The 24,769-nt window shown below is 36.5% G+C and carries 23 protein-coding genes; 12 read left to right on the top strand and 11 right to left on the bottom strand.

Going from position 1 to position 24,769, the window contains the following annotated elements:
• The first annotated feature begins 16 nt into the window (after positions 1 to 16).
• The 11 genes from hemC (at position 17) to EKL97_RS00775 (ending at position 11,360) form a co-directional block, all read left to right on the top strand.
• Positions 17 to 937 (top strand): hydroxymethylbilane synthase, encoded by a 921-nt coding sequence (hemC, locus tag EKL97_RS00825; RefSeq protein ID WP_126567795.1) that lies wholly within the window; start codon positions 17 to 19, stop codon positions 935 to 937.
• A complete protein-coding gene (locus EKL97_RS00820) occupies positions 937 to 1,620 on the top strand; it encodes a uroporphyrinogen-III synthase (protein ID WP_126567793.1) in 684 nt (227 codons plus the stop codon). The genes hemC and EKL97_RS00820 overlap by 1 nt, the downstream gene beginning before the upstream one ends.
• 22 nt (positions 1,621 to 1,642) lie before the next feature.
• The gene (gene hemE / locus EKL97_RS00815) at positions 1,643 to 2,668 is read left to right on the top strand and encodes a uroporphyrinogen decarboxylase (RefSeq protein ID WP_126452242.1); all 1,026 of its coding nucleotides are present in this window, start codon (positions 1,643 to 1,645) and stop codon (positions 2,666 to 2,668) included.
• Positions 2,669 to 2,856: 188 nt separating this feature from the next.
• The gene (gene hemF / locus EKL97_RS00810; protein ID WP_126567792.1) at positions 2,857 to 3,759 is read left to right on the top strand and encodes an oxygen-dependent coproporphyrinogen oxidase; all 903 of its coding nucleotides are present in this window, start codon (positions 2,857 to 2,859) and stop codon (positions 3,757 to 3,759) included.
• 109 nt (positions 3,760 to 3,868) lie between these two features.
• Positions 3,869 to 4,861, top strand: coding sequence for a porphobilinogen synthase (gene hemB, locus EKL97_RS00805; RefSeq protein WP_126457720.1), 993 nt, complete (start codon positions 3,869 to 3,871; stop codon positions 4,859 to 4,861).
• A gap of 2 nt (positions 4,862 to 4,863) precedes the next feature.
• Positions 4,864 to 5,373, top strand: a complete 510-nt coding sequence (locus EKL97_RS00800) for a DinB family protein (protein ID WP_126563552.1) — start codon at positions 4,864 to 4,866, stop codon at positions 5,371 to 5,373.
• 38 nt (positions 5,374 to 5,411) lie between these two features.
• Complete coding sequence (locus EKL97_RS00795) at positions 5,412 to 5,798, top strand: c-type cytochrome (protein ID WP_126457718.1); 387 nt, start codon at positions 5,412 to 5,414, stop codon at positions 5,796 to 5,798.
• Between the two features lie 237 nt (positions 5,799 to 6,035).
• Positions 6,036 to 6,506 carry a methylated-DNA--[protein]-cysteine S-methyltransferase gene (locus EKL97_RS00790; RefSeq protein WP_126457717.1) on the top strand — a complete coding sequence of 157 codons (471 nt, stop codon included), beginning with the start codon at positions 6,036 to 6,038 and terminating at the stop codon, positions 6,504 to 6,506.
• 72 nt (positions 6,507 to 6,578) lie between these two features.
• Positions 6,579 to 7,292, top strand: coding sequence for a 3'-5' exonuclease (locus tag EKL97_RS00785; protein ID WP_126457716.1), 714 nt, complete (start codon positions 6,579 to 6,581; stop codon positions 7,290 to 7,292).
• A 123-nt stretch (positions 7,293 to 7,415) separates the two neighbouring features.
• The gene (locus EKL97_RS00780; protein WP_126457715.1) at positions 7,416 to 8,855 is read left to right on the top strand and encodes a nucleoside recognition domain-containing protein; all 1,440 of its coding nucleotides are present in this window, start codon (positions 7,416 to 7,418) and stop codon (positions 8,853 to 8,855) included.
• Positions 8,856 to 9,161: 306 nt separating this feature from the next.
• Entirely contained in the window at positions 9,162 to 11,360 is a 2,199-nt protein-coding gene (locus EKL97_RS00775) for a TonB-dependent receptor plug domain-containing protein (RefSeq protein ID WP_126561389.1), read from the top strand.
• 73 nt (positions 11,361 to 11,433) lie between these two features.
• Here EKL97_RS00775 and EKL97_RS00770 read toward each other — a convergent pair whose 3' ends face one another.
• The 5 genes from EKL97_RS00770 to EKL97_RS00750 all read right to left on the bottom strand — a co-directional run bounded on the left by EKL97_RS00770 (position 11,434) and on the right by EKL97_RS00750 (position 17,024).
• Positions 11,434 to 12,093 carry a 3-oxoacid CoA-transferase subunit B gene (locus tag EKL97_RS00770; RefSeq protein WP_126561390.1) on the bottom strand — a complete coding sequence of 220 codons (660 nt, stop codon included), beginning with the start codon at positions 12,091 to 12,093 and terminating at the stop codon, positions 11,434 to 11,436.
• Between the two features lie 2 nt (positions 12,094 to 12,095).
• Complete coding sequence (locus tag EKL97_RS00765; protein WP_126561391.1) at positions 12,096 to 12,797, bottom strand: CoA transferase subunit A; 702 nt, start codon at positions 12,795 to 12,797, stop codon at positions 12,096 to 12,098.
• Between the two features lie 188 nt (positions 12,798 to 12,985).
• Positions 12,986 to 15,295, bottom strand: a complete 2,310-nt coding sequence (locus EKL97_RS00760) for a penicillin-binding protein 1A (RefSeq protein ID WP_126552781.1) — start codon at positions 15,293 to 15,295, stop codon at positions 12,986 to 12,988.
• 9 nt (positions 15,296 to 15,304) lie between these two features.
• Complete coding sequence (locus EKL97_RS00755; protein ID WP_126457707.1) at positions 15,305 to 15,784, bottom strand: gliding motility lipoprotein GldH; 480 nt, start codon at positions 15,782 to 15,784, stop codon at positions 15,305 to 15,307.
• On the bottom strand, positions 15,768 to 17,024 hold the full coding sequence (locus EKL97_RS00750; RefSeq protein ID WP_126457706.1) for a stage 0 sporulation family protein: 1,257 nt from the start codon (positions 17,022 to 17,024) through the stop codon (positions 15,768 to 15,770). The genes EKL97_RS00755 and EKL97_RS00750 overlap by 17 nt, the downstream gene beginning before the upstream one ends.
• A gap of 601 nt (positions 17,025 to 17,625) precedes the next feature.
• Between EKL97_RS00750 and EKL97_RS15520 the strand changes: the two genes are divergently transcribed.
• Positions 17,626 to 17,787 (top strand): hypothetical protein, encoded by a 162-nt coding sequence (locus tag EKL97_RS15520; protein ID WP_156063281.1) that lies wholly within the window; start codon positions 17,626 to 17,628, stop codon positions 17,785 to 17,787.
• 157 nt (positions 17,788 to 17,944) lie between these two features.
• Here the strand turns inward: EKL97_RS15520 and tnpA are convergent, their stop codons facing one another.
• From tnpA to EKL97_RS00720, 6 genes are all read right to left on the bottom strand, one after another.
• Positions 17,945 to 18,379, bottom strand: coding sequence for an IS200/IS605 family transposase (tnpA, locus tag EKL97_RS00745; protein WP_126563558.1), 435 nt, complete (start codon positions 18,377 to 18,379; stop codon positions 17,945 to 17,947).
• A 21-nt stretch (positions 18,380 to 18,400) separates the two neighbouring features.
• Positions 18,401 to 19,786 (bottom strand): rhodanese-related sulfurtransferase, encoded by a 1,386-nt coding sequence (locus EKL97_RS00740; protein WP_126567788.1) that lies wholly within the window; start codon positions 19,784 to 19,786, stop codon positions 18,401 to 18,403.
• A 505-nt stretch (positions 19,787 to 20,291) separates the two neighbouring features.
• Complete coding sequence (locus EKL97_RS00735; RefSeq protein WP_126567787.1) at positions 20,292 to 20,702, bottom strand: BrxA/BrxB family bacilliredoxin; 411 nt, start codon at positions 20,700 to 20,702, stop codon at positions 20,292 to 20,294.
• A 101-nt stretch (positions 20,703 to 20,803) separates the two neighbouring features.
• Complete coding sequence (locus tag EKL97_RS00730) at positions 20,804 to 21,955, bottom strand: lycopene cyclase family protein (RefSeq protein WP_126567785.1); 1,152 nt, start codon at positions 21,953 to 21,955, stop codon at positions 20,804 to 20,806.
• Positions 21,956 to 21,990: 35 nt separating this feature from the next.
• The gene (locus EKL97_RS00725; protein WP_126567783.1) at positions 21,991 to 22,458 is read right to left on the bottom strand and encodes a thioredoxin family protein; all 468 of its coding nucleotides are present in this window, start codon (positions 22,456 to 22,458) and stop codon (positions 21,991 to 21,993) included.
• Positions 22,458 to 24,701 (bottom strand): TonB-dependent receptor, encoded by a 2,244-nt coding sequence (locus EKL97_RS00720; RefSeq protein WP_126567937.1) that lies wholly within the window; start codon positions 24,699 to 24,701, stop codon positions 22,458 to 22,460. Before EKL97_RS00720 ends, EKL97_RS00725 begins: the two co-directional genes overlap by 1 nt.
• Between the last annotated feature and the right edge of the window lie 68 nt (positions 24,702 to 24,769).

Raw genomic sequence — 24,769 nt, 5'->3', positions numbered from 1 at the left:
GTTTGAAAAAATAAAAATGGCAAACAAAACAATACGCATAGGAACCCGAGACAGTGAACTCGCACTCTGGCAAGCCCATACCGTCGAAAAAAAACTAAATGATTTAGGCTATAAAACCGAAATTATAGCGGTAAAATCGCAAGGAGATATTATCCTTGACAAACCACTTTACGAATTAGGAATCACAGGCATTTTTACTAAAACACTTGATATTGCCATGATCAACGGTCAGGTTGATATTGCAGTGCATTCCATGAAAGATGTTCCTACGGCTTTGCCAATAGGAATTGTACAGGCGGCAGTTTTGGAAAGAGCCAATACGTTAGATATCCTAGTGTACAAAGGAACCCTTGATTTTCGTAATGGAGCAGGAACAATTGCCACAGGCAGTTTGCGTCGTCAGGCACAATGGCTCAATAAATACCCCAACCATAAAGTAGTTGATTTACGTGGAAACGTCAATACGAGAATGCAGAAATTGCAGGAAAGCGATTGGAACGGAGCCGTTTTTGCGGCAGCAGGTTTGGAAAGAATCAACTTGAAACCTTCTAATTATATCGACTTGGATTGGATGATTCCGGCGCCAGCTCAAGGCGCAATGGTGATTGTTGCGATGGCAAAAGATGAATTTTGCAGAGAGGCCGTTTCTGAGTTAAATGATATTGATGCCGAGGTATGTACACACATTGAAAGACAGTTTCTGAAAACACTCGAAGGCGGTTGTACGGCACCAATTGGCGCTTTGGCAGTATTTACAGAAGAGGAAATAGTATTCAAAGGCGTTTTGTTTTCAATTGATGGGAAACAAAAAATCGAAATAGAAAAAACCGTTCCGATGCAGGAATGGAAGAAATTAGGCTTTTATTGTGCCAAAGAAATTTTAGAAAATGGCGGAGCAGAATTGATGACAGCAATTAAAATTAATTTGAAGAAATAATGAGCCAAACAAGCATTTTATCCACCAAAACATTATCGGCAGAACAAAGGCAAGTATTTATTGATGCTAATTTTGATCTTTTGGAACAAGATTTCATCGAAATAAAAAACAACCTTTTCGAACTCAGTACCATCAACAACAACTTAATTTTTAGCAGCCAAAATGCTGTTTTAAGTTTGATAGAACAAAACGGTTGGGAAGTTTTAAAGACTAAACCTGTTTTTTGTGTAGGTATTAAAACCAAAGAATTACTGGAATTGCATGGCTTTACAGTTGATGTGTATTTGGATTATGCCTCTGAATTAGCCGAAATAATCACTTTAATTTACAATAAAGAAAGCTATACTTTTTTGAGCGGAAATTTGCGTAAAGAAACGTTGCCTGAAGCATTAAAAAGTGCCGAAATAATTTTTAATGAAATCGAAGTGTATCAAACAACACTAGCGCCTTTTAAAATATCAGACCAAGAAAATTTTGACGGAATTCTGTTTTTTAGCCCATCTGCCGTTGAAAGTTATTTGACAAATAATAAAATCAAGAATGAAGTTTGTTTTTGCGTAGGCACTACTACAGCAGCAGCATTAGAAACAAAGAAAATTAAAAACATAGTAATTCCCGAAACACCAACTATCGAAGCCGTGATTTTGGAAGTTATTGAATATTATACACCGGAAAGCATCTAGCAATCCGCTAAAATTTAAATACATGATCAAAAACGACCTATTTTTAAGAGCACTAAAAGGAGAAACAGTACAACGTCCGCCAGTTTGGATGATGCGTCAAGCCGGACGGTTTTTGCCGGAATTTATCGCATTGCGTGATAAATATGACTTTTTTACCCGTTGTCAGACTCCGGAATTAGCAGCCGAAATAACGATGATGCCGATTCGCAGAATTGCTCCAGATGCTGCCATTTTGTTTTCGGATATCTTGGTAATTCCTCAAGCCATGGGAATTGAAGTGTTGATGAAAGAAAATTTCGGGCCGTTTTTACCAAATCCAATTCGTACGATTCAAGATGTGGAGAAAGTAATTGTTCCAGATGTACATGAAACATTAGGGTACGTTTTTGATGCTATTAAATTGACCAAAGAAATGTTGAATGATGAGGTGCCATTAATTGGTTTTGCAGGTTCACCTTGGACAATTATGTGTTACGCGGTGGAAGGGAAAGGTTCTAAAAGCTTTGATATGGCCAAAGGATTTTGTTTCGAACATCCAGAAGCTGCTCATGTTTTATTGCAAAAAATCACTGATACCACGATCTTATATTTGAAAGAAAAAGTGAAATCAGGAGTGGATGCTGTTCAAATTTTTGACTCTTGGGGCGGAATGTTATCTCCAGTTGATTATCAAGAATTCTCTTGGAAATATATCAATCAAATCATTGAAGCTTTGGCTGATGATGCACCAGTTATTGTTTTCGGAAAAGGATGTTGGTTTGCATTGAATGAAATGGGAAAAAGTAGGGCTTCGGCACTTGGTGTAGATTGGACGTGTTCTCCAAGAAATGCAAGATACTTGTCTGGCGGAAACATCACATTACAAGGAAATTTTGATCCTTCCAGATTGTTATCTCCAATTCCGGTTATCAAGAAAATGGTACATGAAATGATTGACGAATTCGGAAAAGACAAATACATCGTGAATTTAGGTCACGGAATTTTACCAAATATTCCTGTGGATCACGCAAAAGCGTTTATTGATGCGGTGAAGGAGTACGGGAAATAGTATACAGTAATTAGTGTTCAGTTTGCAGTCTTTACTACAAGGTTTTTTGGAAGATAAAGTGTACACCTGGGTATTATTGGGAATTAATTTAGATACTTTTAGTCGCTTTTTAGTCACTTTTTTTTTAAAGCATTATTATTTAGTGGTTTAAAAAAACTAAAAAATAATTTAAACACTTTTAACTTAAAATGAAACAACAATTTTACACCTACATACAAAACCTTCAAGACCAAATCTGTAAAGGATTGGAAGCGGTTGAAGGTCAAGCCAAATTCCGTGAAGACCTTTGGGAACGGCCGGAAGGCGGTGGAGGAAGAACCCGTGTAATCGAAAACGGCAAAGTTTTCGAAAAAGGTGGTGTTAATATCTCAGCCGTTCATGGGAAATTACCAGAAGCCATGCAAAAAATGTTTAATGTGGGCGAAGCTGATTTTTTTGCCTGTGGATTAAGTTTGGTAATGCATCCAAAAAATCCAATGGTTCCTACGGTTCATGCCAACTGGCGCTATTTCGAAATGTACGATGACAACGGAAATGTAATTCAGCAATGGTTTGGTGGTGGACAAGATTTAACACCCTATTATCTGTTTGAAGAAGATGCCATCCATTTTCATCAAACCTGTAAAACTGCTTGTGACAAGCACAATCCGGAGTTTTATTCAAAATACAAGAAACAATGTGATGCCTATTTCTGGAATGCGCATCGCAATGAAGCACGAGGAATAGGCGGATTGTTTTTCGATTATTGCAAAGAAACTCCAGAGCGGAGTATGAAAGATTGGTTCAATTACGTTTCAGAAGTCGGCAATAGTTTCCTCGAAGCCTATGTTCCAATTGTAGAAAAAAGAAAAGATTTACCCTATACGCCAGAAAATAGAACGTGGCAGGAAATTCGTCGCGGTCGTTATGTAGAGTTTAATTTGGTTCATGACAAAGGCACTTTATTTGGACTAAAAACCAACGGAAGAATCGAAAGTATCCTGATGAGTTTACCACCAAATGTACAATGGGTGTACGATCATCATCCGGAAGCGGGAAGCGAAGAAGAAAAATTAGTCAACGTTTTAGAAAATCCAAAAAATTGGATTTAAATAGTTAAACCATAAAGAAATTAAGGAAAATTAAGTTTAAAACCTTAATGAACCTTAATTTCTTAATGGTTAAAAAAATAAATTAAAGTTTAACTTTAAACGAAAATATATGTTCCCATTACACAGAGGCAGAAGATTAAGAACAAACGAATCCATAAGGAGTTTAGTTCGTGAAACGAGTTTAAGTCCATCGGATTTTATGTTTCCTATGTTTATAGCTGAAGGCGAAAATGTACAAGTAGAAATTTCTTCCATGCCGGGTATATTCCGTCGTTCGATAGATTTAACAGTAGAAGAAGTCAAAGAAATATTTGCATTGGGCATTCGTGCGGTAAATATTTATGTAAAAGTAAGTGAAAATTTAAAAGACAATACGGGACTGGAAGCGTGGAATCCAAACGGATTGATGCAAAATGCCATACGTGCCATCAAAGCCGCTTGTCCGGAAATGATTGTAATGCCTGATGTGGCTTTGGATCCTTATTCTATTTATGGACATGACGGAATCATTGCAAATGGAGATGTAGCAAATGATGCAACGAACGCAGCCTTGGTAAAAATGGCTGTTTCTCATGCGCAAGCGGGAGCCGATTTTGTAGCGCCATCAGACATGATGGACGGACGTGTATTGCGTTTGCGCGAGGGTCTGGATACTGCCGGTTTTCATAACGTAGGTATTATGAGTTATTCGGCAAAATACGCATCTGCTTTTTACGGGCCGTTCCGTGACGCGTTAGACAGCGCTCCTGTTGACGCCACTGAAATTCCAAAAGATAAAAAAACATACCAAATGGATTATGCCAATCGCATAGAAGCTATCAAAGAAGCGTTATGGGACGTTGAAGAAGGCGCTGATATGGTCATGGTAAAACCTGGAATTGCCTATTTAGACATTGTTCGCGAAGTCAAAAATGCGGTAAATGTGCCGGTAACAGTCTACCACGTTTCGGGCGAATATGCAATGATCAAAGCCGCTGCCGAAAGAGGTTGGCTCGATCACGATAAAATTATGATGGAGCAATTAATGTGTATCAAACGAGCGGGAGCCAGTTTGATTTCGACCTATTTTGCGAAAGAGGCTGCTATACTTCTTAACAAATAGAAATGAAAAAATGTTTAATAATAGTGGTTTTATTGCTTTCCAATAGCATTTTTGCACAAGCGGAAGTAGTTTCTACTTTCATAGAGAAATGGGATAATTCCAAAGATTATTTAGTGGCCGTTGCAGAAGCTATGCCGGAAGATAAATATGATTATAAACCCGCTGAACGTGAAATGTCCTTTAAAGAACAATTATTTCACATACAAGATAACATGAATTGGTTGGGCACAACTTATTTTTCGGAAGAGAAATATGTGAAAAAAGAAGCCGTAAAAGGGCTTTCAAAAGCACAAATAATCCAAGAGATAAAAACCTCTTTTGATGCAGCAAAAAGAGTTGTCCAAAAAACCAATGATGCTGAATTATCCCAAAAAGTTACTTTTTTTGCGGGTCAAAAATCAAAATTGCAAATACTTAATTTGATGCAAGACCATGTCACCCATCACAGAGCACAAATTTTAGTGTATTTGAATCTGAATCAAATTCAGCCACCCAAGTATATTGGATGGTAATTCTAGCCACTGAGCCACCTATAATTAAAGAAATTAACATGAGAAAGACATTGTTTTTATTTGCCGTTTTAGCCTTAGCTTCTTGTAAAAAAGAAGAAGCCAAAAAAGAACCTTTATACCCAACCACTACCGAAGAAATTGCTCAAACACCAGAGCAATTGGGAGAAGAAATTTTCAAAGGGAAAGGAAATTGTGTGGCCTGCCATCAGGTTGACAAAAAGGTTATAGGGCCTAGCCTGCAGGATATTGCTAAGATTTATAAAGATAAAAACGCAAGTATCGTAACGTTTTTGAAAGGCGAAGGCGAGCCTATTGTTGATCCTAGCCAGTATGAAGTGATGAAAACAAACTTCGTGGTTACCAAAGCCATGTCGGATGACGAATTGAAAGCCTTGGAAGCATACGTATATTCCAATTTGAAATAATCCTGGTGTTTTTCAGGAGCTACTCCCGCTATCCGCTGTATTCCCGATAAATAAAAACTACGGATAAAAAGCCTTGTTTTTCTAAATCGCGAGATGCCGCTGCTATCGGGGCTAAAATACAAGAACCATTCGTCTCTGCGAATGGTTTTTTTATGCTCAAAACACTTTAAGTGCATTTATTTCTGAACTTTATTACTTCTTTAGGAACAATGTGGGTATTTTTTTTATCTTTAAAATATGGAAACCGCATACATCAAAACGCCATTGGGAATTGCCAAAATCATAGGCGATGAAAGTGGAATATCACGAATTTCAGTCACCGAAGAAGGGTTGTGTTCAAATACAATTCAGGCTGTTTTACAACAAGCCGTTGTACAACTCAACGAATATTTTGAAGGCAAGAGAACCGATTTCGATTTTAAATTAAATCCAAAAGGGACTGAATTCCAACAAAAAGTCTGGAAATCTTTATTGGACATTCCTTATGGGAAAACGAGAACATATCTCGAACAATCCAAAATTTTGGGTGATGTCAAAGCCATTAGAGCCGTTGCATCTGCTAACGGGAAAAATCCGCTTTGGATTGTCGTGCCCTGTCACAGAGTCATTGGAACAGATGGTTCACTAACAGGATATGCAGGCGGATTATGGCGAAAAAAATGGTTATTGGAACATGAAAACCCAACGACGCAACAAAGTTTGTTTTAGTTGTTGATGAATAAATTTGGTATATTCGTTTAAGAAAATCTGTAAAAATCCACGTAAGCTGCGTGTCATCAAATGATAGAAAAAATAAACCTCAATAACATTCTGTTTCTGGACATCGAAACCGTTCCGGAAGCCGAAGATTTCAATGCATTAGATTCTGAAATGCAAGATCTTTGGGAACATAAAACCCAATACCAGCGCAAAGACGAATATACTCCCGAGGATTTCTACGATCGTGCGGGAATTTGGGCCGAGTTTGGGAAAATCGTTTGTATTTCGGTGGGTTATTTTACCATCAAAGGCGATATTCGGAATTTTAGGGTGACTTCTTTTTTTGGTGAAGAAAAGAAACTATTGTTAGATTTTAATACTTTGCTGAATACTCATTTCAACCAGCCGCAACATGTTTTGTGTGGGCACAATGCTAAGGAATTTGATATTCCGTTCCTCGCCCGACGCATGATTATCAACCAAATTGCTATTCCAAACAAACTGAATTTATTTGGAAAAAAACCATGGGAAATTCCCCATTTGGATACCTTGGAATTGTGGAAATTTGGCGATTACAAGCATTTTACTTCTTTGAAATTGATGTGTAAAGTCCTTGGAATCCCTTCTCCAAAAGGCGATATCGACGGTAGCCAGGTAGGACATGTATTTTATGTAGACAAAGATATTGATCGTATTGTAACCTATTGTGAGAAAGACACGATCGCCGTGGCGCAGATTTTCTTGAGATTAAGACGGGAAGAATTATTGATTGAGGACGAAATAATTCATGTGTGATAATTTACCGCCAATTCGCAAATTGGATATTTTGCGAATCGAAATGTTTATTCCTGGTTTATTTTTATTAGCGAATTTGCGGTTAAACTTTTTAAATTTTTACATTTACAAAAATTATAGATTATGGTATTGAGTAGATTTTGGTTAGTCATTTTTATTTCAGCAATTGTATTTGTAGTGTTTAGTTTGTTTTCGGGAGACAGTTATACTATTGACCACGTTTTGAACGGAAAGAAAGATGATCCAATTCTGGTTTCGGAGAAATTTGCCGAAGAACTTCCTGCCTTTATTAAAGACAGCATCAAAAAAGCACCCGAACAAACCATGATAATTAATCGTGATACGCTAAATGCGGATACGACTTATGTTTATAAAAACAAAACCGTAAAAATATACAGTGGCGTTCAAAAATCAGATGGTTTACTGCCAACGTGCAAAAGTACTTTGCTTGATTTAGTCCTTCCGTTGATGGCTTACTTGGCCTTTTTCTGTGGATTAATGGAGCTTTTAATCATTTCCGGAGCTTCTGGAAAGTTAGCGAAAGCATTGAGTCCAGTTTTTGTAAAAGTGTTTCCTAGTATTCCTAAAAATCATCCTTCCATTTCCTATATGACCTTAAATTTTGCTGCTAATTTCTTAGGATTAGATTCTGCTGCAACTCCTTTTGGTCTTAAAGCCATGGAGAGCTTGCAAGAAATAAATCCTGATAAAGACAAGGCCAGTGATGCACAAATTATGTTTATGTGTTTGCATGCTTCGGGTCTTACTTTGATTGCAACCTCTATTATAGGGTATCGTGCTGCGGCTAATGCCAGCAATCCGGCGGATGTGATGTTACCTTGTATTATCACTTCTTTTATAGGAACTATTGCAGCATTTCTAATTGTTGGAGTGAAGCAAAAAATCAATTTCAAAAGTGCTTCTCTAGTGATTGTATTGATGGTTTTAATAGCTGCAATTGTTGGTTTGTTGATGTATGTAAACCATTTAGATTTAATCGGGAAAAACTATTTTACGGCTAATCTTTCTGCTTTAATATTAATTGGAATTATTGCTTTTACCCTGATTTTCTCCTTTATAAATGAGAAGAAGTTTACGGTCGCAAGTACTACAGTTTTTGATTCTTTTGTAGTAGGAGCAAACAATGGTGTGAAAACTGGAGTAACTATTTTTCCTTATGTATTGGGAATGTTGGTTGCCATTTCTTTATTTAGAAACAGTGGTTTATTTGAAATTATTAGCAATTGGATCGCTTTTATTTTCTCAAATATGGGTGTTAGCAAGCAAATCACGGATGCCTTACCAGTTGCGTTGCTTCGTCCCTTTAGTTCTGCAGGATCAAGAGGATTTTTGATTGACTCAATGAATACTTTTGGTGCTGATTCCTTAACGGCAAGATTGAGTAGTATTTTTCAATGTAGTGCCGAAAGTACTTTCTATGTGATAGCCGTTTATTTTGGTTCCGTAAATATTAAAAATACGCGTTATGCATTAGGAACGATGCTTATAGTCGATTTGATTTGTGTGATTACGGCTATTTTTGTGGCGACTTGGTTTTTCTAAAAGCTGAATTAAACGCTGAATTTCCCTGTAAAAATCAAAAACAACTGATTATTTGAGATTTTTGTTTTGAGATTGAAATTACTACAAATGCTATTTTAAAAGTAAGTAAAAACGAATCTTTCTCTTTAATCACCTCTTACAAAAAAACAAAGTGAATTTTGGTTTTAAAATTGATTTTAAAATTGATATAATTAAAAATCATAATACTCAATTTAATTTAAAAACTAGATCCTTTATCTATTCACTATTAGATACTCCATGTTTTTTTTTGAAGTATCTATTTTAAACAAAATTAATTACACAAACATGAAAAAAATAATAATCGTAATGGTTTGTATTTACTCTTTGTCGGGATTTTCCCAAACTAAAAAAGACATTATAAATTCAATAGGATTAGATGAAGTAGTTGTAAGTACACAACGATTTGCAAAACCAAAAAGAAAAATTACGCAACAAATTGAAAGTATTTCTAAAAAAGAAATCGAGTTTAATAACTTCCAGTCCAGTGCCGATGTGTTAGGGAATTCGGGGACTTTAGCAGTTCAAAAATCGCAACAGGGCGGCGGAAGCCCTGTTATTAGGGGTTTTGAATCCAGTAGAATTTTATTACTCGTTGATGGAATCCGAATGAATAACTTAATTTACAGAGCTGGACATTTGCAAAACATAATTACTGTTGATAAAAATATGCTTGAAAATGTAGACGTGCTTTTTGGACCATCATCTACTATTCACGGAAGTGATGCGCTTGGCGGAGCCATTTATTTACAAACTAAAATTGCAAAATTGCTTTCCGATACGGAAAACCAAAAGGTTAGCGGAACTGCTTTAACAAATTATAACTCTGCAAACCAAGGAAAATCAGGTCATTTAGATTTCAACTTTGCGGGTCAAAAATGGGGTTACTTAACTTCATTCTCCTATAATGATTATGGGGATTTAAAAATGGGAAAACATAAAAATGGTAGCAATGATTTTTTTGGAGAAAGACCTTTTTATGTGGTAACCAAAGATGGTATTGACATTAAAGTTACTAATGATGATAAATATGTGCAAAAATTTTCTGGATATAAACAATATGATTTTATGCAAAAAATTATTTTTCAGCAGAATATCAGCACACGACATAGTATAAATTTACAATTTTCTACCACATCAAACATTCCCAGATATGACAGGCTAACTGATTTGAGTTCAAACGGAAAATTTAAATCTGCAGTTTGGAATTATGGTCCACAAAAAAGGTTAATTTCTTCTTATAAATTAGACAAAAAGAAGGTATTCTTAAACAGTGATATGAATTTGGTTGCCAGTTATCAAAACATCGAAGAAAGTAGAATTACCCGTAATTTCGGCAATCCAACGCAAAGTTCAAGGATTGAAAAAGTTTCGATATTTGCCATCAATTCTGATTTTAAAACAAAAATAGGTAATGGTGATTTTATTTATGGCGCCGATGTTTATTATGATAATTTAAATTCTTTAGGAAATAAAAAAAATATTTTAACTAATGCTGAAAGCATTACTGATTCGCGTTATCCAGATGGAAAAAACAATACTTTTAGAGCCGAAGGTTTTGCATCCTACAGCAATGACATTAACAAAACAGCCTCGTGTAATGTAAGTGCTAGGGCTGGTTACACGACTTTGAATAGCGAAATTTTAACCAATTTTCTGAATTTACCTTATACTAGCGTATCACAAAAAAACTTTACCTATAGCGGTGCCGTTGGAATTGTAAATAATGCCAGCGAAAACACAAAAATAGGTTTTAATTTAGCTTCTGCATTTCGAGTTGCAAACATTGATGATTTAGCAAAAATATTCGAATCGGCAGCAGGAACTTTAATTGTACCAAACAAAGATTTGAGGCCTGAAAAATCAGTAACGGCTGATTTGAGCATTACTTTTTGGGAAGGTAAACGTTTTCAGTTTGAAAATATTTTTTATTACACAAGACTGTATGATGCAATAATAACGGGTTCTTTTACGTTAAACGGACAATCTTCGATTGTTTATGAAGGAAAAAACAGTCTCATTCTTGCCAATCAAAATCAAGGAAAAGGAAATATTAGCGGAATTTCCTCTACCTTAAGAAGTTATATCACAAAATCATTCTTGTTTTATGGCACTTTCAATTTTACTCACGGTAGAGTCCAAAATGCGGTGGGTAATTTTCCTTTAGACCATGTTGCTCCATTTTATGGAAAAACAGGTTTTAAATATGAAAGTAAACTAGTAAATTTGGATTTATATATGTTGTATAATGGAAAAAAAGAGTTGAGCAATTACTCGCCTAGTGGAGAAGATAATTTGCAATATGCTCCAAAAAATGGAATGCCTTCTTGGGAAACCTATAATTTGAAAGGATCATTATCTTTAACGGAACAGTTCACTGTTTATTCCGGTATTGAAAATGTTTTAGATATACAATACAGGACTTTTGCCTCTGGAATTAATGCTAGCGGAAGGAGTATTTACCTTGGAGGGAAATACAATTTTTAGAACCTAAATCACTAAATACAAAAAGCCCTAAATTTCATTAAATTGTGGTTTTTTTGTGTTTTTAAGACTCGGGCTACTCAATAACCATTTCCAGAATTTCGCCTTCAATAATTAAATCAGCTTCCGTAGAAGCGATGATATGCGCTACAGTTACACCCGGTGCGCGTTCCAATAATTTGAAACCTTGCGGCGTTACTTCTAAAACGGCTAGTTCAGTAACGACTTTTTTAACACAGCCAACACCTGTTAAAGGCAAGGTACATTTTTTAAGTATTTTAGATTCGCCAGCTTTGTTAACGTGCATCATGGCTACAATAATATTCTCGGCAGAAGCCACTAAATCCATTGCGCCACCCATTCCTTTGACCATTTTACCAGGAATTTTCCAGTTGGCAATATCACCATTTTCGGAAACTTCCATTGCACCAAGGATTGTTAAGTCAACATGTTGTCCACGAATCATTCCAAAACTGAATGACGAGTCGAAGAAACTTGCTCCAGGCAAAGTAGTTATGGTTTGTTTTCCGGCGTTGATTAAATCAGCGTCTTCATCGCCTTCTAAAGGGAATGGACCCATACCGAGAATTCCGTTTTCACTTTGAAATTCGACGTCAATTCCTTCTGGGACATAATTAGCAACTAATGTTGGAATCCCGATTCCGAGATTCACATAGTAGTTGTGTTTTAATTCTTTTGCAATGCGTTTTGCAATTTGATTTTTATCTAAAGCCATAATCAGAAAATTTTTCTCACGGTTCTTTGTTCAATTCTTTTTTCATATTTCACACCTTGAAAAATTCTATTTACAAGTATTCCTGGAATATGAATTTCGTTTGGATCTAAACTACCTACAGGCAATAATTCTTCTACTTCGGCGATAGTTATTTTTGCCGCTCCGGCCATACAAGGATTAAAGTTTCGTGCTGTTCCTTTGAAAACTAGGTTGCCGGCTTCATCACCTTTCCATGCTTTTACGATGGCAAAATCAGCTTTGAAAGCGTATTCCATAAGATGCATTTTTCCATTGAATTCCCGTGCTTCCTTCCCTTCGGCTACTTCAGTTCCATAACCGGCAGGGGTGAAAAAAGCTGGAATTCCTGCTTGTGCCGAACGACATCGTTCTGCAAGAGTTCCTTGCGGGATTAATTCTACATCGAGTTCTCCAGATAGCATTTGACTCTCAAATTCGGCATTTTCACCTACGTAAGAAGAAATCATTTTTTTGATTTGGCGTTTTTGCAAAAGCAATCCAAGGCCAAAATTATCTACTCCTGCATTGTTTGAGATACAGGTTAAATCCGTAGTTTCTTTTTTTACTAATTCGGCGATGGAATTTTCTGGAATACCGCATAATCCGAAACCGCCCAGCATGATGGTCATCCCGTTTTCAATTCCTTGAAGGGCTTCATGAACGTTATTTACTTTTTTGTTAATCATAAAATTGAATGCTAGTTGACGAATTTTAATTTAAAGAAGAACCCAATCTGTTTGTAGTATTAATAACAACAAGATTTAATTTTAAGAACGAATTGCCTAGCCCAGATAGAAGCGACATCCTTTTAGTCTCCTTCTTTAAGGAGACTAAAAGATATAGCGGATGGCTGGATTAGCTCCAGATGAAAATTTTACAATTCAAATTCATCGGTATTTTGTTCAATATTAGTGGTGTCTATTACTTTTGGAGCGGTGTAGCAGTCTACTTTTATGGATAGATTTGCGGGTCTTTCAAAGGATGCTTTGGATACTTTTAGAGCGGGATCTTCGTAACAAAGTTTCATAAAATAACCCCAAACCGGCAGTGCTGCTGTGGCACCTTGTCCGTAAGTTATGCTTTTGAAACGGGCAGAACGGTCCTCGCAACCCACCCAGACTCCAGTTACAAGATTAGGAACCATTCCCATAAACCATCCGTCAGATTGGTTTTGTGTAGTTCCTGTTTTACCTGCAATAGGATTTTTAAATTGATAGGGATATCCTGTCCAGCGTTTGTCTCCGTTTCCGCCGCCGGTGGTGCGCAAACGATCTCCGGACCCGCCTTCCGTAACGCCTTCTAATAATTTGATCACGGCATACGCGATGTCTTTGTTTAAAACATCATGTGATTCAGGGATGGGTTCGTAAATAATTACGCCACCTTTATCTTCGATTCGAGATATAAATTGGGGTTTCATATACACGCCTTGATTAGCAAAGGTGCTGTAAGCAGCAACCATATCTTCGACGGTTATTTCAACGGCTCCCAAAGCAATGGAAGGCTGAAGCGGAATCTCTGATTTGATGCCTAATTTATGGGCTAAATCGACTACAGCTGCCGGACCTACTCGGTCTATTAATTTTGCGGATACAATATTGATGGAATTTGCCAATCCTCGTTTTAGGGTTACCATTCCGCTGTATCTGTTGTTGGAGTTTTTTGGTTCCCAATCTTCGGTAACATTATGACGTCCTTTTCTAATCATAAAAGGGGAATCAATAATGGAATCACAAGGTGACATATTCAATTGCTCTATGGCTGTAGCATAAACAAAAGGCTTGAAAGTGGAACCAACTTGTCTGGCACCTTGCCCTACGTGATCGTATTGAAAATATTTATAATCGATACCCCCAACCCACGCTTTTATATTTCCCGTTTGAGGTTCCATCGCCATGAGTCCGGATTGTAAAAAATGTTTGTAATACCGAATGGAATCCAATGGCGTCATAATAGTGTCTTTTTCTCCCTTCCAAGAGAAGACTCTCATTTTAGTTTTTATGCTAAAGGATGCTATAATTTCTTCGTCCGTTTTTTCCAGTGATTTTAATACCGCCCATCTGTTCGAGGATTTCATGGCTTGGCTTAAAATGCGTTGTGTTTCTACAGAAGAGATGTTGACAAATGGCGCATTTTTATTTGTTTTGGATTGCTCGAAAAATTCTTCTTGAAGATTGGCCATGTGCTCCGTTACTGCTTTTTCAGCATGCAGTTGCATTCTGGAATCAATGGTAGTATAGATTTTTAGACCATCTTTGTAGATGTCATAATCTGAACCATCCGGTTTTTTATTTTCCTCCGCCCATTTTTTTAGGTAGTCTCTTAAATATTCTCTGAAATAGGTTGCTGTTCCGTCTTTGTGCGTTTCTAATTTGAACTTTAATGTGATTGGTAAAGCTTGCAGTCTTTCTTTTTCTTCTTTTGAAATTATTTTTCCTTTTTCTAATTGCAGAAGCACTACATTTCTTCGGTTTATCACTCCTTGTGGATTTCTCACAGGATTGTAAAGACCAGAATTTTTAAACATTCCCACTAATATTGCCGACTCGCTGATGGTTAAGTCCTTTGGTTCTTTAGAAAAATACGTTTTTGCGGCTGAACTAACTCCGACAGAATTGTTTCCAAAATCGTATACATTACAATACATGGCAATGATTTCATTTTTAGTGTATTGTCTTTCTAATCGGATGGCAATAATCCATTCTTTTATTTTTTGTACAATTCTAAAAGGCAGGAATTTAGATCCTTCTCCGTGAAATAATTGTTTGGCTAATTGCTGCGTCAAGGTACTGGCTCCTCCGCTGGTTCCTAAGCTCGAGATGGCTCTCAAAGTACCTCTTCCGTCAATGCCGGAATGCTCATAAAAACGAGCATCTTCCGTTGCGATTAGTGCTTGAACCAAATTTTTTGGCAAGTCAGAATACTTTAATTGAGATCTGTTTTTTTCGAAATATTTCCCTAAAACCACTCCGTCAGCGGATATGATCTCAGTCGCTAAATTAGAATCGGGATTTTCTAAATCTTCAAAAGAGGGCATCGAACCGAAGATTCCCCAGGAAGCAAACAGGAAAAATAAAGCAAGACTTCCTAACCCTACAAAGAATATTTTCCAAAAAATATTTTTGTAATGAGCCATGTCTTTGTCATTATCTTTAGCGGGACTGTTGTTTTTTTTGATAGCCATAATACTATTTTATTCTTTTTTTTCTATTCTAAAACCTACATCTGTAACTCCGTCTAAAGCCGTCACGCCGGGAACTTTGCCGTTTTCTCTGACTGCTTGCTTAATATGAACGGTGTATTTGGATCGAAACCGTACATTTTCCTTATAAAAAAGTTTGCTTTCTTTTATGTCTGAAAATCCATTCCCTAATAGTAATCCCTCCGGATCAGCCATTTGGTATTCGAGCGTGTCTACTTTTGTAAAACCATTAGGTAGTTCTAAAGCTACAATTAAGAACAAATTGTTGTATTGATACGCATTATTCGCTCTCAAATTCACAAACAAATTATAGCGTTTTGTGGAATCTAGTTCTGGTAAATGGAACGTTACAATGCTGTCTTTATGCCACGCACTACCCACAGATTGATAGTCATCAAAAACCCTTTTTTTATCACACGACCAGAATAGAATTACTACCAAAAGAAGTAAAGCGCTATTTTTTATCCACATTTTTAGTAATAATTATAGGTTTTCTTGGCTCCACAGGCTTTTTGTCATTTGGAGTTTGACGGGTATTGTTTGCAGGTTTGTTGCTGTTTGCTACAATTGCATTTTCACCGCCCGGTTTTCGTTTTTTATTTGGTTTTTTCTTCGTTTTGGGTTGATCAAAACGAGTTAAACTTTCTTGTCCCATTGCATTATTGAAGTTTTTCTCTGGTTCTGCAATGATTTCTATTGCAAAATCTTCTAGCGAAGAAACTTTATTTTTCAGTTTGTTTTCAGCGATGATTTCTCGGACTTGATCAATTTTCAATACGTGCCAATTTGCAAAATTATTGGTGTAGGCAAACCACATTAATCCTTTGAAAATATCTTGTTTCTGGCAAATGGCATCTCCTTTTTCCGTCACCAATTTTGTTTCAAAATCCGGGAAGTCTTTCAAAGCATCCATGTACGTATCCAGTTCATAATTCAAACAGCATTTCAATTTTCCGCATTGTCCGGCTAGTTTTTGTGGATTCAAAGATAGTTGTTGGTACCGTGCCGCTGAGGTATTTACACTTCTAAAATCCGTCAGCCAAGTCGAACAACACAATTCTCTTCCGCAAGAACCTATTCCGCCTAAACGAGCTGCTTCCTGACGGAAACCTACTTGTTTCATTTCTATTCGGGTACTGAATTCTTTAGCAAAATCTTTAATTAATGCTCGAAAATCAATTCGGTCATTTGCCGTGTAATAAAACGTAGCTTTTGATCCGTCCCCTTGAAATTCGATATCTGAAATCTTCATTTCCAGTTTTTGAGCAATCGCCAGTTCCCGTGCGCGCACCTTCATTGGCTCTTCTTTTTCCCGTGCCGCAGACCAAATATCAATATCTTTTTGGGATGCTTTTCTATAAATTTTCGGAATTTCGTTGCCCAGGTGATTGGCTCCTTTTTTCTTCATTTGAATTTTAACTAATTCTCCTGTCAAAGTAACAATTCCTATGTCGTGTCCCGGAGAAGCAACAGTAGCCACGATATCGCCCATGCTTAACGTTAATTTCTCTGTATTGCGGTAAAATTCTTTTCTGCCGTTTTTGAAGCGTACTTCCACACAGTCAAAAGGGGCGTCACCATTAGGCAGACTCATATTAGAAAGCCAATCAAAAACCGTCAATTTATTGCAGCTGTCGGTGCCGCAAGTCCCATTATTTTTACAACCTTTAGGTGATCCACCATCAGAAGTTGAACAACTTGTACATGCCATAATTTTATATATAGTGTTGCGACGAGCACAACTTATGTTTTTAAAACGTTTAATGTGTAAAGATAGTATTTTTTAATTTTACGTCACAACGCATAAAAGCACGAATGCCTCATAAATTTTCAATAAAAAAACCCATTACAAATTAGTTTGTAATGGGTTAGTTTTGAATCCCTTCTTATAAAGATATGATGTGTTTTATATCTATTTTTTCAAAGATTGTCCCATGAATTTCTCCAACCGTTGAAACGGTTGGCTATATTTTAATGGTTGTGTGTGTTTAGAACATAGCCACGGTTTCAACCGTTGGCAACGTAAAGAACAATACATTGTTTTTCAAAGATTGTCCCATGAATTTCTCCAACCGTTGAAACGGTTGGCTATAGTTTAATGGCTGTTTGTTTTTAGAACATAGCCCACGGTTTCAACCGTTGGCAACGTAAAGAACAATACATTATTTTTCAAAGATTGTCTCATGAATGTCTCCAACCGTTGAAACGTTTGGTTGTAGTTTAATGGTTGTGTGTGTTTTGAAGATAGCCCACGGTTTCAACCGCTGGTAACATAAAGAACAACACATTATTTTTCAAAGATTGTCTCATGAATGTCTCCAACCGTTGAAACGGTTGGCTATAGTTTAATGGCTGTGTGTTTTTTGAACATCGCCTACGGTTTCAACCGTTGGCAACGTAAAGAACAATACATTATTTTTCAAAGATTGTCTCATGAATGTCTCCAACCGTTGAAACGTTTGGCTATAGTTTAATGGTTGTGTGTGTTTAGAATATAGCCCACGGTTTCAACCGTTGGCAACGTAAAGAATAACACATTATTTTTCAAAGATTGTCTCATGAATTTCTCCAACCGTTGAAACGGTTGGCTATAGTTTAATGGTTGTGTGTGTTTTGAAGATAGCCACGGTTTCAAATTTGGCTTAACCCATGTAATTTTATAAATTCGTCAAATTCATCTTGAGAATTTTTCTTTAAATGATGTTGCTTTTGATTCTTTATGTAATTATAAACGGATTCTAATTGAGATTCACTAACGGAATAAGCGGCATAACCTGTTTGCCAAGCAAATTTTTCAATCATTAAATTTTCTCCATTTATAGAATGTGACGAGCTCCCTTTAATTTGTTTTATTACATCTGCAATTGATTTTTGTGGATTTAATAAAAATAAGGCGTGAATATGATCTGGCATTCCATTAATGATTCGTACGGGACATCCCAATTCAATTAATTCTTGTCTGATATAGTCGTATACTTGTTTCTCTATTGAAAAGTCAATTAATTCACCTCTGTTTTTGGTTGCCCAAACAGCATGAATCCATAATTTATTAAAGGAATGTGGCATACAATTAGTTTTAAATTTCCACTAATCTACAACTTTATATAATTTATCTGACAATCGAATCCGGAATGGCAATTTAAAAGTACAAGTATCTCCAGAAACTGCTTTTTCTTGTGCTAAATCGTTCACCAGCATTTCTTCAATAATTACTATTTGTTCTCCGGTTGTAGCTCCTTTAATCAGAATCGTATCACCAATTTTGATTTCGTTTTCTTCAATTAGAAACTGACCAATACTTGGTTTTGGATAAAAGTGAGTTCCTTTTCCAATGTATTGTTTTTTGATCTTTATTTCTTTTTTGAGAACGGTAGCTACTCTGCGAGCAATTTTTGACTCAGCCAATTCACTAAGATTCGGAACTCCTGCTAATGGATCTTGATTATTTTTGAAAGTCAAAACGTCTGATTTCCCTTTTTTGAAGATCTTATTTCCGTTTTTAATTCCTCGTCTAATAGCTTTCTGTTCTTCTTCCGGCAAATGAATTATAGTTACACATTCAGCAGAACAACAGTTTTCCATTTTTCCCTTGCAAGAGTCACATTGAATAAAAAGTAAATGACAACCTTCGTTCACGCAATTGGTATGTACGTCACAAGGTGCGCCACATTGATGGCATTGCGAAACAATATCGTCTGTAATTCTTTCGCCCAAGCGATGATCAAACACGAAGTTTTTTCCAATGAATTTACTTTCTAAACCTTCTGCTTTTACCTGGCGGGTGTATTCAATAATTCCGCCTTCAAGTTGGTACACGTTTTCAAAACCTTTATGTTTGAAATAAGCACTGGCTTTTTCGCAGCGAATTCCTCCGGTGCAATACATCAATAGTTTTTTGTCTTGTTTGTGTTCCGTAAGCTGCTCTTCGATAATGGGTAATGATTCCCGAAAAGTATCCACATCTGGTTTGATAGCTTTGGTGAAATGTCCAATTTCACTTTCGTAATGATTTCGCATATCGACTACAATCGTGTTTGGATCTTCGAGAAGTTCGTTGAATTCCCTTGCTTTTAGGTGAATTCCAATATTCGTCACATCAAAAGTTTCATCGACTAAACCGTCAGCCACAATCTTATCACGGACTTTTACGGTGAGTTTCAAGAACGAATGATCGTCTTGTTCTACGGCAATATTTAATCGGATTCCTTTCATAAAATCGTAGACCTCGATGGAATCTTTGAATGCATAGAAATGATCCGCAGGCAATGATAATTGGGCGTTGATTCCCTCACTGGCTACATAAATCCGACCCAAAACTTCAAGTGAGTTCCACGCCAGAAATAATTCGTTACGAAATTGTGTTGGATTTGAGATTTGCGCATAAGCATAGAAAGACAAAGTAAGACGTTGTTTTCCGGCATCATCAATCATGATGGCTCTTTCCTCTGCGCTTAATGTGTTATACAGTTGCATGCTATAAACAGTTTTAAGTTGAGAAATATATTTTTTGCAAAAGTAAACAAAAAGGTTAAGAGAGGCAAAGTTTTCAAGGAACTAAGGTTCACAATCAAAAACAATGCTTGCTTAATTTACGGTAATGTCTTGGTTATTTAATTTTTTAGGAGCTCTTTCCTGCTGTTCACTATATCTGTTGTGGCGAACCCCGCCACAACAGGATGCCGTTTCCATCTGGGCTAGGGTAGTTGTGGTGAATAGAAGGTTTAGTTTCTCAGAATTGTAATTAGCTCTTCAAGCCACACGAAAGGATTCGTGCGGAAGCGGGGGACAATTTTGGATTGACCTTCCTGTGTTTATTTTGTCATTCTGAGGAACGAAGAATCTTTATCTGTTGAGCAATTTATAAGGACTCTTCCTTAGTCAGAGTGACAACTTTGTCTTAAATGCAAATAATAATCACCATCAATAAACAAAAAAACCACGCCGAAACGTGGTTTTATATTCTATGCTTTGACTGGGATTAACAATACTCGTTAAATGCGTCTTTCAAGTTTTCAGCAATTAGTTCTGCTGGGCGACCTTCAATGTGATGACGCTCTAGCATGTGCACTAATTCTCCGTTTTTGAACAAAGCCATACTTGGCGATGATGGAGGAAAAGGAAACATGTGTTGTCTTGCAGCATCAACTGCATCTTTGTCAACTCCTGCAAAAACAGTGATTAAATGGTCTGGTTTCTTAGCACCATCCAAACTCATTTTTGCTCCCGGACGTGCGTTTCTGGCAGCACAACCACAAACCGAATTTACAACTACAAGTGTTGTTCCTTCTAATTTCATTGCGTTTTCTACCGCTTCGGCACTATGTAAATCTTGAAAACCTGCAGCGGTTAATTCGGCTTGCATTGGTTTTACCATTTCTTGTGGATACATATTTTTTTATTTTAAATCAATACTAATTTTGAATTGCAAAGTTACAAAGTTTACAATCAAGTATAGAAGTTGAATTATAAAGTTTTGTTATAGTTTGATTTCTATTTAATTGCTTTTGAAGCCACATGAAAAATAGCTTTTATAAATAGCATTTTGGGACATTTTAGAATAACGGTAATGTCTTCCTTGAGTGAAGTTTCCTCATCCAGAAATTTAAAAATTAATGTTGGATTGCCTTTTTTGAACATCGAAGAGAAGATAGAAGAACCCAATTCATTTTTTCGGTCTAAGATGTCTAACAGAAGTAAATCGTAAAACCAGAATTTAGTGCTTTTGTGAAACTTAGTAAAATCGGTTTCTCTTTGTAGAAAGGCAACCAGTTCTGTTGATTTGGTGTCAGAATTTTTAAAAGTATAGCCCGTACTGGCTTTCGTCCAGCCGCCTGAAGTGCCAATATTGATTGCGTTTTTCGTATTGGCTTTCCAAAAAGGATAACACGTCATAGGAATACTACCTTGCTCTTTTTCGACGATTTCATAGTTTGTAATCCCAAGTTTTTCGATGTATTGCTGGATTTCGTTTTCGTATTCCTCGGTCTTCAAATGGCAGTGCGAAAACAACGTGTATTCCAACAAAGCTTCAGTTTTGGAAGTGGGCAACATATACATAAAGCGGGTATTCCCTTTTTGTTCCACCGAAAAATCCATGAAAGTAGCTTGTTCGGGATTGAAAACAGGCTGTTCGCTTTTGATAAACCAACCTATAAAATGCTGTTGTAAAACAGGATATTTTGTCTGGTTTTCTGCTTTTTCTTTGTTGTAAATGCTGTTGAATAACTTGGAGCAGGAAAAGGATTCGCTTTCGGTTTGTACCATAATTATGGTTTCAGATTCTTCGATTTCCAAAACTTTCTGGTTGATGAACGTGATGTTTTCTTGTTTTGAAATCAAATCAAATACCTGCGTGTAAAAATCCAACCCTTTCACCATATTGTAGTGGTACGGTTGCAAGTCTAAATCCCTGCGAAAGTTTTCATTGGCAAACAAAGCCGAATCCCATTTTTTGGAAATAGATTGTTCCCAAACTGAATCACTAGTTTTCCAGAAACACCACGTTCTGGCGTTGGTTTTTTTGGTATTTTCATCCAATAACAAAATACTGCTATCGGCAAATGAACCGGATTGCACCATTTTATATACGGTCATCAAAGCCGATAGTCCTGCGCCGGTAAAGATGTAATCGAAGTGTTTCATTTGAGAATTTGACATTTCTCCAAAAATAGACAATTTTATTCTTTTAGTTTGGCTAAAATCAGCTTAAATTCTTTTGGGTTTAAGTAGCCGTTGTGCTGAAAAATAATCTCATTTTCACTGTTCAAAACACACAAAACAGGAAAGTTCAGTTGCTTATTTACTGTTCCTAATGCGATGGCGAGCTCATGGGTTCCAAAATTATTTCCAGTCGGCTTATATTGAAAAGTAGTTTTATTGAAAATAACCGTTCGTTTTTCCTCGGCATTGAAATCAATGAAATAAAAAGCAGCGTTAAGCTCCTTGATGATTTCCTCGTTTTTAAAAGTGGTGTTTTTCATCGCATGGCAAAATTGGCACCAATCGGTTTGAATAAAAACTATCGTTTTTCTCTTTTTGTTATTTTGCAAACTGTCAATTTGTTCAAACGAAACCGAATGCAACTGTGCGAATCCAGAAGGAATCGCAAAGCATAGGAGTACCAGTAAATACAGTTTTTTTTTCATTATCTCAAGGTATATCGGAGTCCGAAAAAGCTTCTGATTCCCTGGTTGGGCCCATATACATAGGTAGTGTCAAAGGTTAGTCCATAGGGATTTTGGGGAGTGGCCTGCGCTTGTCCGTTTGTGTCGTAGGTTACATTTTTATCAAAAGGATCATTTGTTCTTGCAATTAAAAACGGGTTATTTTGTTTAGGCAAAAAGTTCAACAGGTTTTTAATTCCGACATAAATTTCAAAATCAGGTAAACCAGAATAGGTGAATTGAATGTTTTGTAAACTGTACCAAGGTGATTCTGGAGCACGGGGATCTAAAGCGCTTAAAAGTGGGAGTCGCATAGGGCTGTATAGATTTCCGGTGTAATCAATATTTAAATCGATAGCTTGAATTTTATAGGAAACACTCCAAGTTGCTGTAAATTTTTCGGTTAGAAAAGGTGTTTCTTTTAGGCCATTTTGAACGTTTTTGTTGTCTAACAAAGAAGCGCCGGTGATAATTTTTAATCCATTAGGAAAATTGAAATCGACATTCATACTGATTCCTTGACTTATCGCATAACCATTAATGTTGTCGTAGATGATTTGGTTGGGATCAGTAACATAATCCGAAACAATTTTATTGCTAAATCTGGTATGAAAAAGGGAAGTTTCAATGCCAATAAAGGTTCCGTTATCAAAATTTATTTTCTTAATATAATTCAAATTAGCATTGATGGATTGTTCCGGCTTCAAATTATTTACGATTACAATTTCACGAGCGCCAGTCAAGGCAGCATGATCTTCGGTAAATAAATTTACCACTCTAAAACCTGTTCCGGCGTTCAGTCGAATAATATTATTATCGTTCAATTTCCATTTATAGGCAATTCTTGGCGTCAAGATACTTCCGTGAAACGAGTTGTAATCGTAACGCAGTCCCAAGAGTATCTTGTGTTTTTCGGTAAATGTAATTTCGTCCTGAACAAAAATTCCCGGCAGCCAGGTTTTCTCGGGATTGTTATTTCCCTGTTTTAATGTTGCCGGTGTATTGTCATCGTAATAATTGTATCGGGTAGCAATTCCGGTTAGTAAATCATTCCTCCCTGTTTTCTTGTCCCAAGTTAGTTGTACAAAACCAATTTTTTGATTGGCAATATAACTGGTTGTCCCGTAGCGACTGTCTTGAAAATGTACATTTCCTGAAAAGGAAAGCATTAGTTTTTCCTGAAAAGGCAATTGGTAACTTCCTATTAGTTCCGCTCGTTTTGTATAAATGCTTTCGCCATAGATCTCGTCTCCGCCACGGTGTTTTTTCTCCCAACGCACATCGCCGCCAAAACGGTCTTCATAAACCCCACGCGCCGCAATAGTGAACAAACGGTTTTCTTTTCTGTTGAAAGTCCATTTTTGAAAAAGCGAAATTCGGTCTGAAAGGGTAACATCAGTAAAATTGTCGCCATCGTTGTCTATTTTTTGATTGTAGCTAAAATAATTTAAACCTAGAAGTGCCGTAGCTTTCTGTCCAACATTGAGTTTTACTCCTAAATCAACATTAGTTTCCAACCAAGAAGTAGAAAACACATCTGCGGAGAATAGGGGAGCGTTTGTTGGATTTTTGGTAATAATATTAATCAAACCTCCAACAGCCTCACTACCGTATAAAGACGAAGCGGGACCTTTTACGATTTCAATTCGTTCGACCAGTGAATTCGGAATTCCAGATAATCCGTACACCGTGGATAAACTGCTCACGATGGGCATTCCGTCAATTAGAACTAAAGTATACGGACCTTCAAGCCCATTAATATGAATGTCGCCCGTATTGCAAACGCCACAATTAAGCTGTGGTCTAACACCATTTACATTCTGTAATGCTTCATAAATACTGGCCGTTGGATTTTTCTTGAAAAATATTGGGGAATAAACCTCGACAGGAACGGGACTTTCCAGTCTTTTTACGGGTTTTAAAGTTCCGGAAACCACAACTTCGTTAAGTTGGTTTTCATTATTTGAAAGTTCCAAATCCAGAATAGTGTTTTCATTAATTTTGACCGTTATATTCTTTTTTAAAGTTTGAAAACCTTCTGCAACAATTTGTATTTTGTAATTCCCTTCAGCAATATTCGCTATACTGTAATTTCCTAAACTATCCGTTTGGGTGGCGTATTTTGTTCCAATTAAAAAAACTCGAGCCTCCGAAACCCCTTTTTTTTCTGATGAAATAAATCCAGAAAGATTTGTTTTTTCTTGGCTGTAGCCAAAGTGAAACATAAGGAAAACTAATAATGAACATAATTTTTTCACGATGCTTAAATTAAATTTAGGCAAAACTAAAAATT

Origin of the sequence: Flavobacterium sp. LS1P28 (assembly GCF_003970335.1) — a bacterium.
Classification (GTDB): domain Bacteria; phylum Bacteroidota; class Bacteroidia; order Flavobacteriales; family Flavobacteriaceae; genus Flavobacterium.
The sequence above is the reverse complement of the archived record's forward strand: the minus strand, read 5'-3'. Positions and strand labels throughout refer to the sequence as shown.

What these genes read in the sequence shown, in the direction of transcription:
- hemC (WP_126567795.1), top strand. Translation starts at nt 17, where the DNA reads ATGGCAAACAAAACAATACGCATAGGAACCCGAGACAGTGAACTCGCA.
- EKL97_RS00820 (WP_126567793.1), top strand. Translation starts at nt 937, where the DNA reads ATGAGCCAAACAAGCATTTTATCCACCAAAACATTATCGGCAGAACAA.
- hemE (WP_126452242.1), top strand. Translation starts at nt 1,643, where the DNA reads ATGATCAAAAACGACCTATTTTTAAGAGCACTAAAAGGAGAAACAGTA.
- hemF (WP_126567792.1), top strand. Translation starts at nt 2,857, where the DNA reads ATGAAACAACAATTTTACACCTACATACAAAACCTTCAAGACCAAATC.
- hemB (WP_126457720.1), top strand. Translation starts at nt 3,869, where the DNA reads ATGTTCCCATTACACAGAGGCAGAAGATTAAGAACAAACGAATCCATA.
- EKL97_RS00800 (WP_126563552.1), top strand. Translation starts at nt 4,864, where the DNA reads ATGAAAAAATGTTTAATAATAGTGGTTTTATTGCTTTCCAATAGCATT.
- EKL97_RS00795 (WP_126457718.1), top strand. Translation starts at nt 5,412, where the DNA reads ATGAGAAAGACATTGTTTTTATTTGCCGTTTTAGCCTTAGCTTCTTGT.
- EKL97_RS00790 (WP_126457717.1), top strand. Translation starts at nt 6,036, where the DNA reads ATGGAAACCGCATACATCAAAACGCCATTGGGAATTGCCAAAATCATA.
- EKL97_RS00785 (WP_126457716.1), top strand. Translation starts at nt 6,579, where the DNA reads ATGATAGAAAAAATAAACCTCAATAACATTCTGTTTCTGGACATCGAA.
- EKL97_RS00780 (WP_126457715.1), top strand. Translation starts at nt 7,416, where the DNA reads ATGGTATTGAGTAGATTTTGGTTAGTCATTTTTATTTCAGCAATTGTA.
- EKL97_RS00775 (WP_126561389.1), top strand. Translation starts at nt 9,162, where the DNA reads ATGAAAAAAATAATAATCGTAATGGTTTGTATTTACTCTTTGTCGGGA.
- EKL97_RS00770 (WP_126561390.1), bottom strand. Translation starts at nt 12,093, where the DNA reads ATGGCTTTAGATAAAAATCAAATTGCAAAACGCATTGCAAAAGAATTA.
- EKL97_RS00765 (WP_126561391.1), bottom strand. Translation starts at nt 12,797, where the DNA reads ATGATTAACAAAAAAGTAAATAACGTTCATGAAGCCCTTCAAGGAATT.
- EKL97_RS00760 (WP_126552781.1), bottom strand. Translation starts at nt 15,295, where the DNA reads ATGGCTATCAAAAAAAACAACAGTCCCGCTAAAGATAATGACAAAGAC.
- EKL97_RS00755 (WP_126457707.1), bottom strand. Translation starts at nt 15,784, where the DNA reads ATGTGGATAAAAAATAGCGCTTTACTTCTTTTGGTAGTAATTCTATTC.
- EKL97_RS00750 (WP_126457706.1), bottom strand. Translation starts at nt 17,024, where the DNA reads ATGGCATGTACAAGTTGTTCAACTTCTGATGGTGGATCACCTAAAGGT.
- EKL97_RS15520 (WP_156063281.1), top strand. Translation starts at nt 17,626, where the DNA reads ATGTCTCCAACCGTTGAAACGGTTGGCTATAGTTTAATGGCTGTGTGT.
- tnpA (WP_126563558.1), bottom strand. Translation starts at nt 18,379, where the DNA reads ATGCCACATTCCTTTAATAAATTATGGATTCATGCTGTTTGGGCAACC.
- EKL97_RS00740 (WP_126567788.1), bottom strand. Translation starts at nt 19,786, where the DNA reads ATGCAACTGTATAACACATTAAGCGCAGAGGAAAGAGCCATCATGATT.
- EKL97_RS00735 (WP_126567787.1), bottom strand. Translation starts at nt 20,702, where the DNA reads ATGTATCCACAAGAAATGGTAAAACCAATGCAAGCCGAATTAACCGCT.
- EKL97_RS00730 (WP_126567785.1), bottom strand. Translation starts at nt 21,955, where the DNA reads ATGAAACACTTCGATTACATCTTTACCGGCGCAGGACTATCGGCTTTG.
- EKL97_RS00725 (WP_126567783.1), bottom strand. Translation starts at nt 22,458, where the DNA reads ATGAAAAAAAAACTGTATTTACTGGTACTCCTATGCTTTGCGATTCCT.
- EKL97_RS00720 (WP_126567937.1), bottom strand. Translation starts at nt 24,701, where the DNA reads ATGTTTCACTTTGGCTACAGCCAAGAAAAAACAAATCTTTCTGGATTT.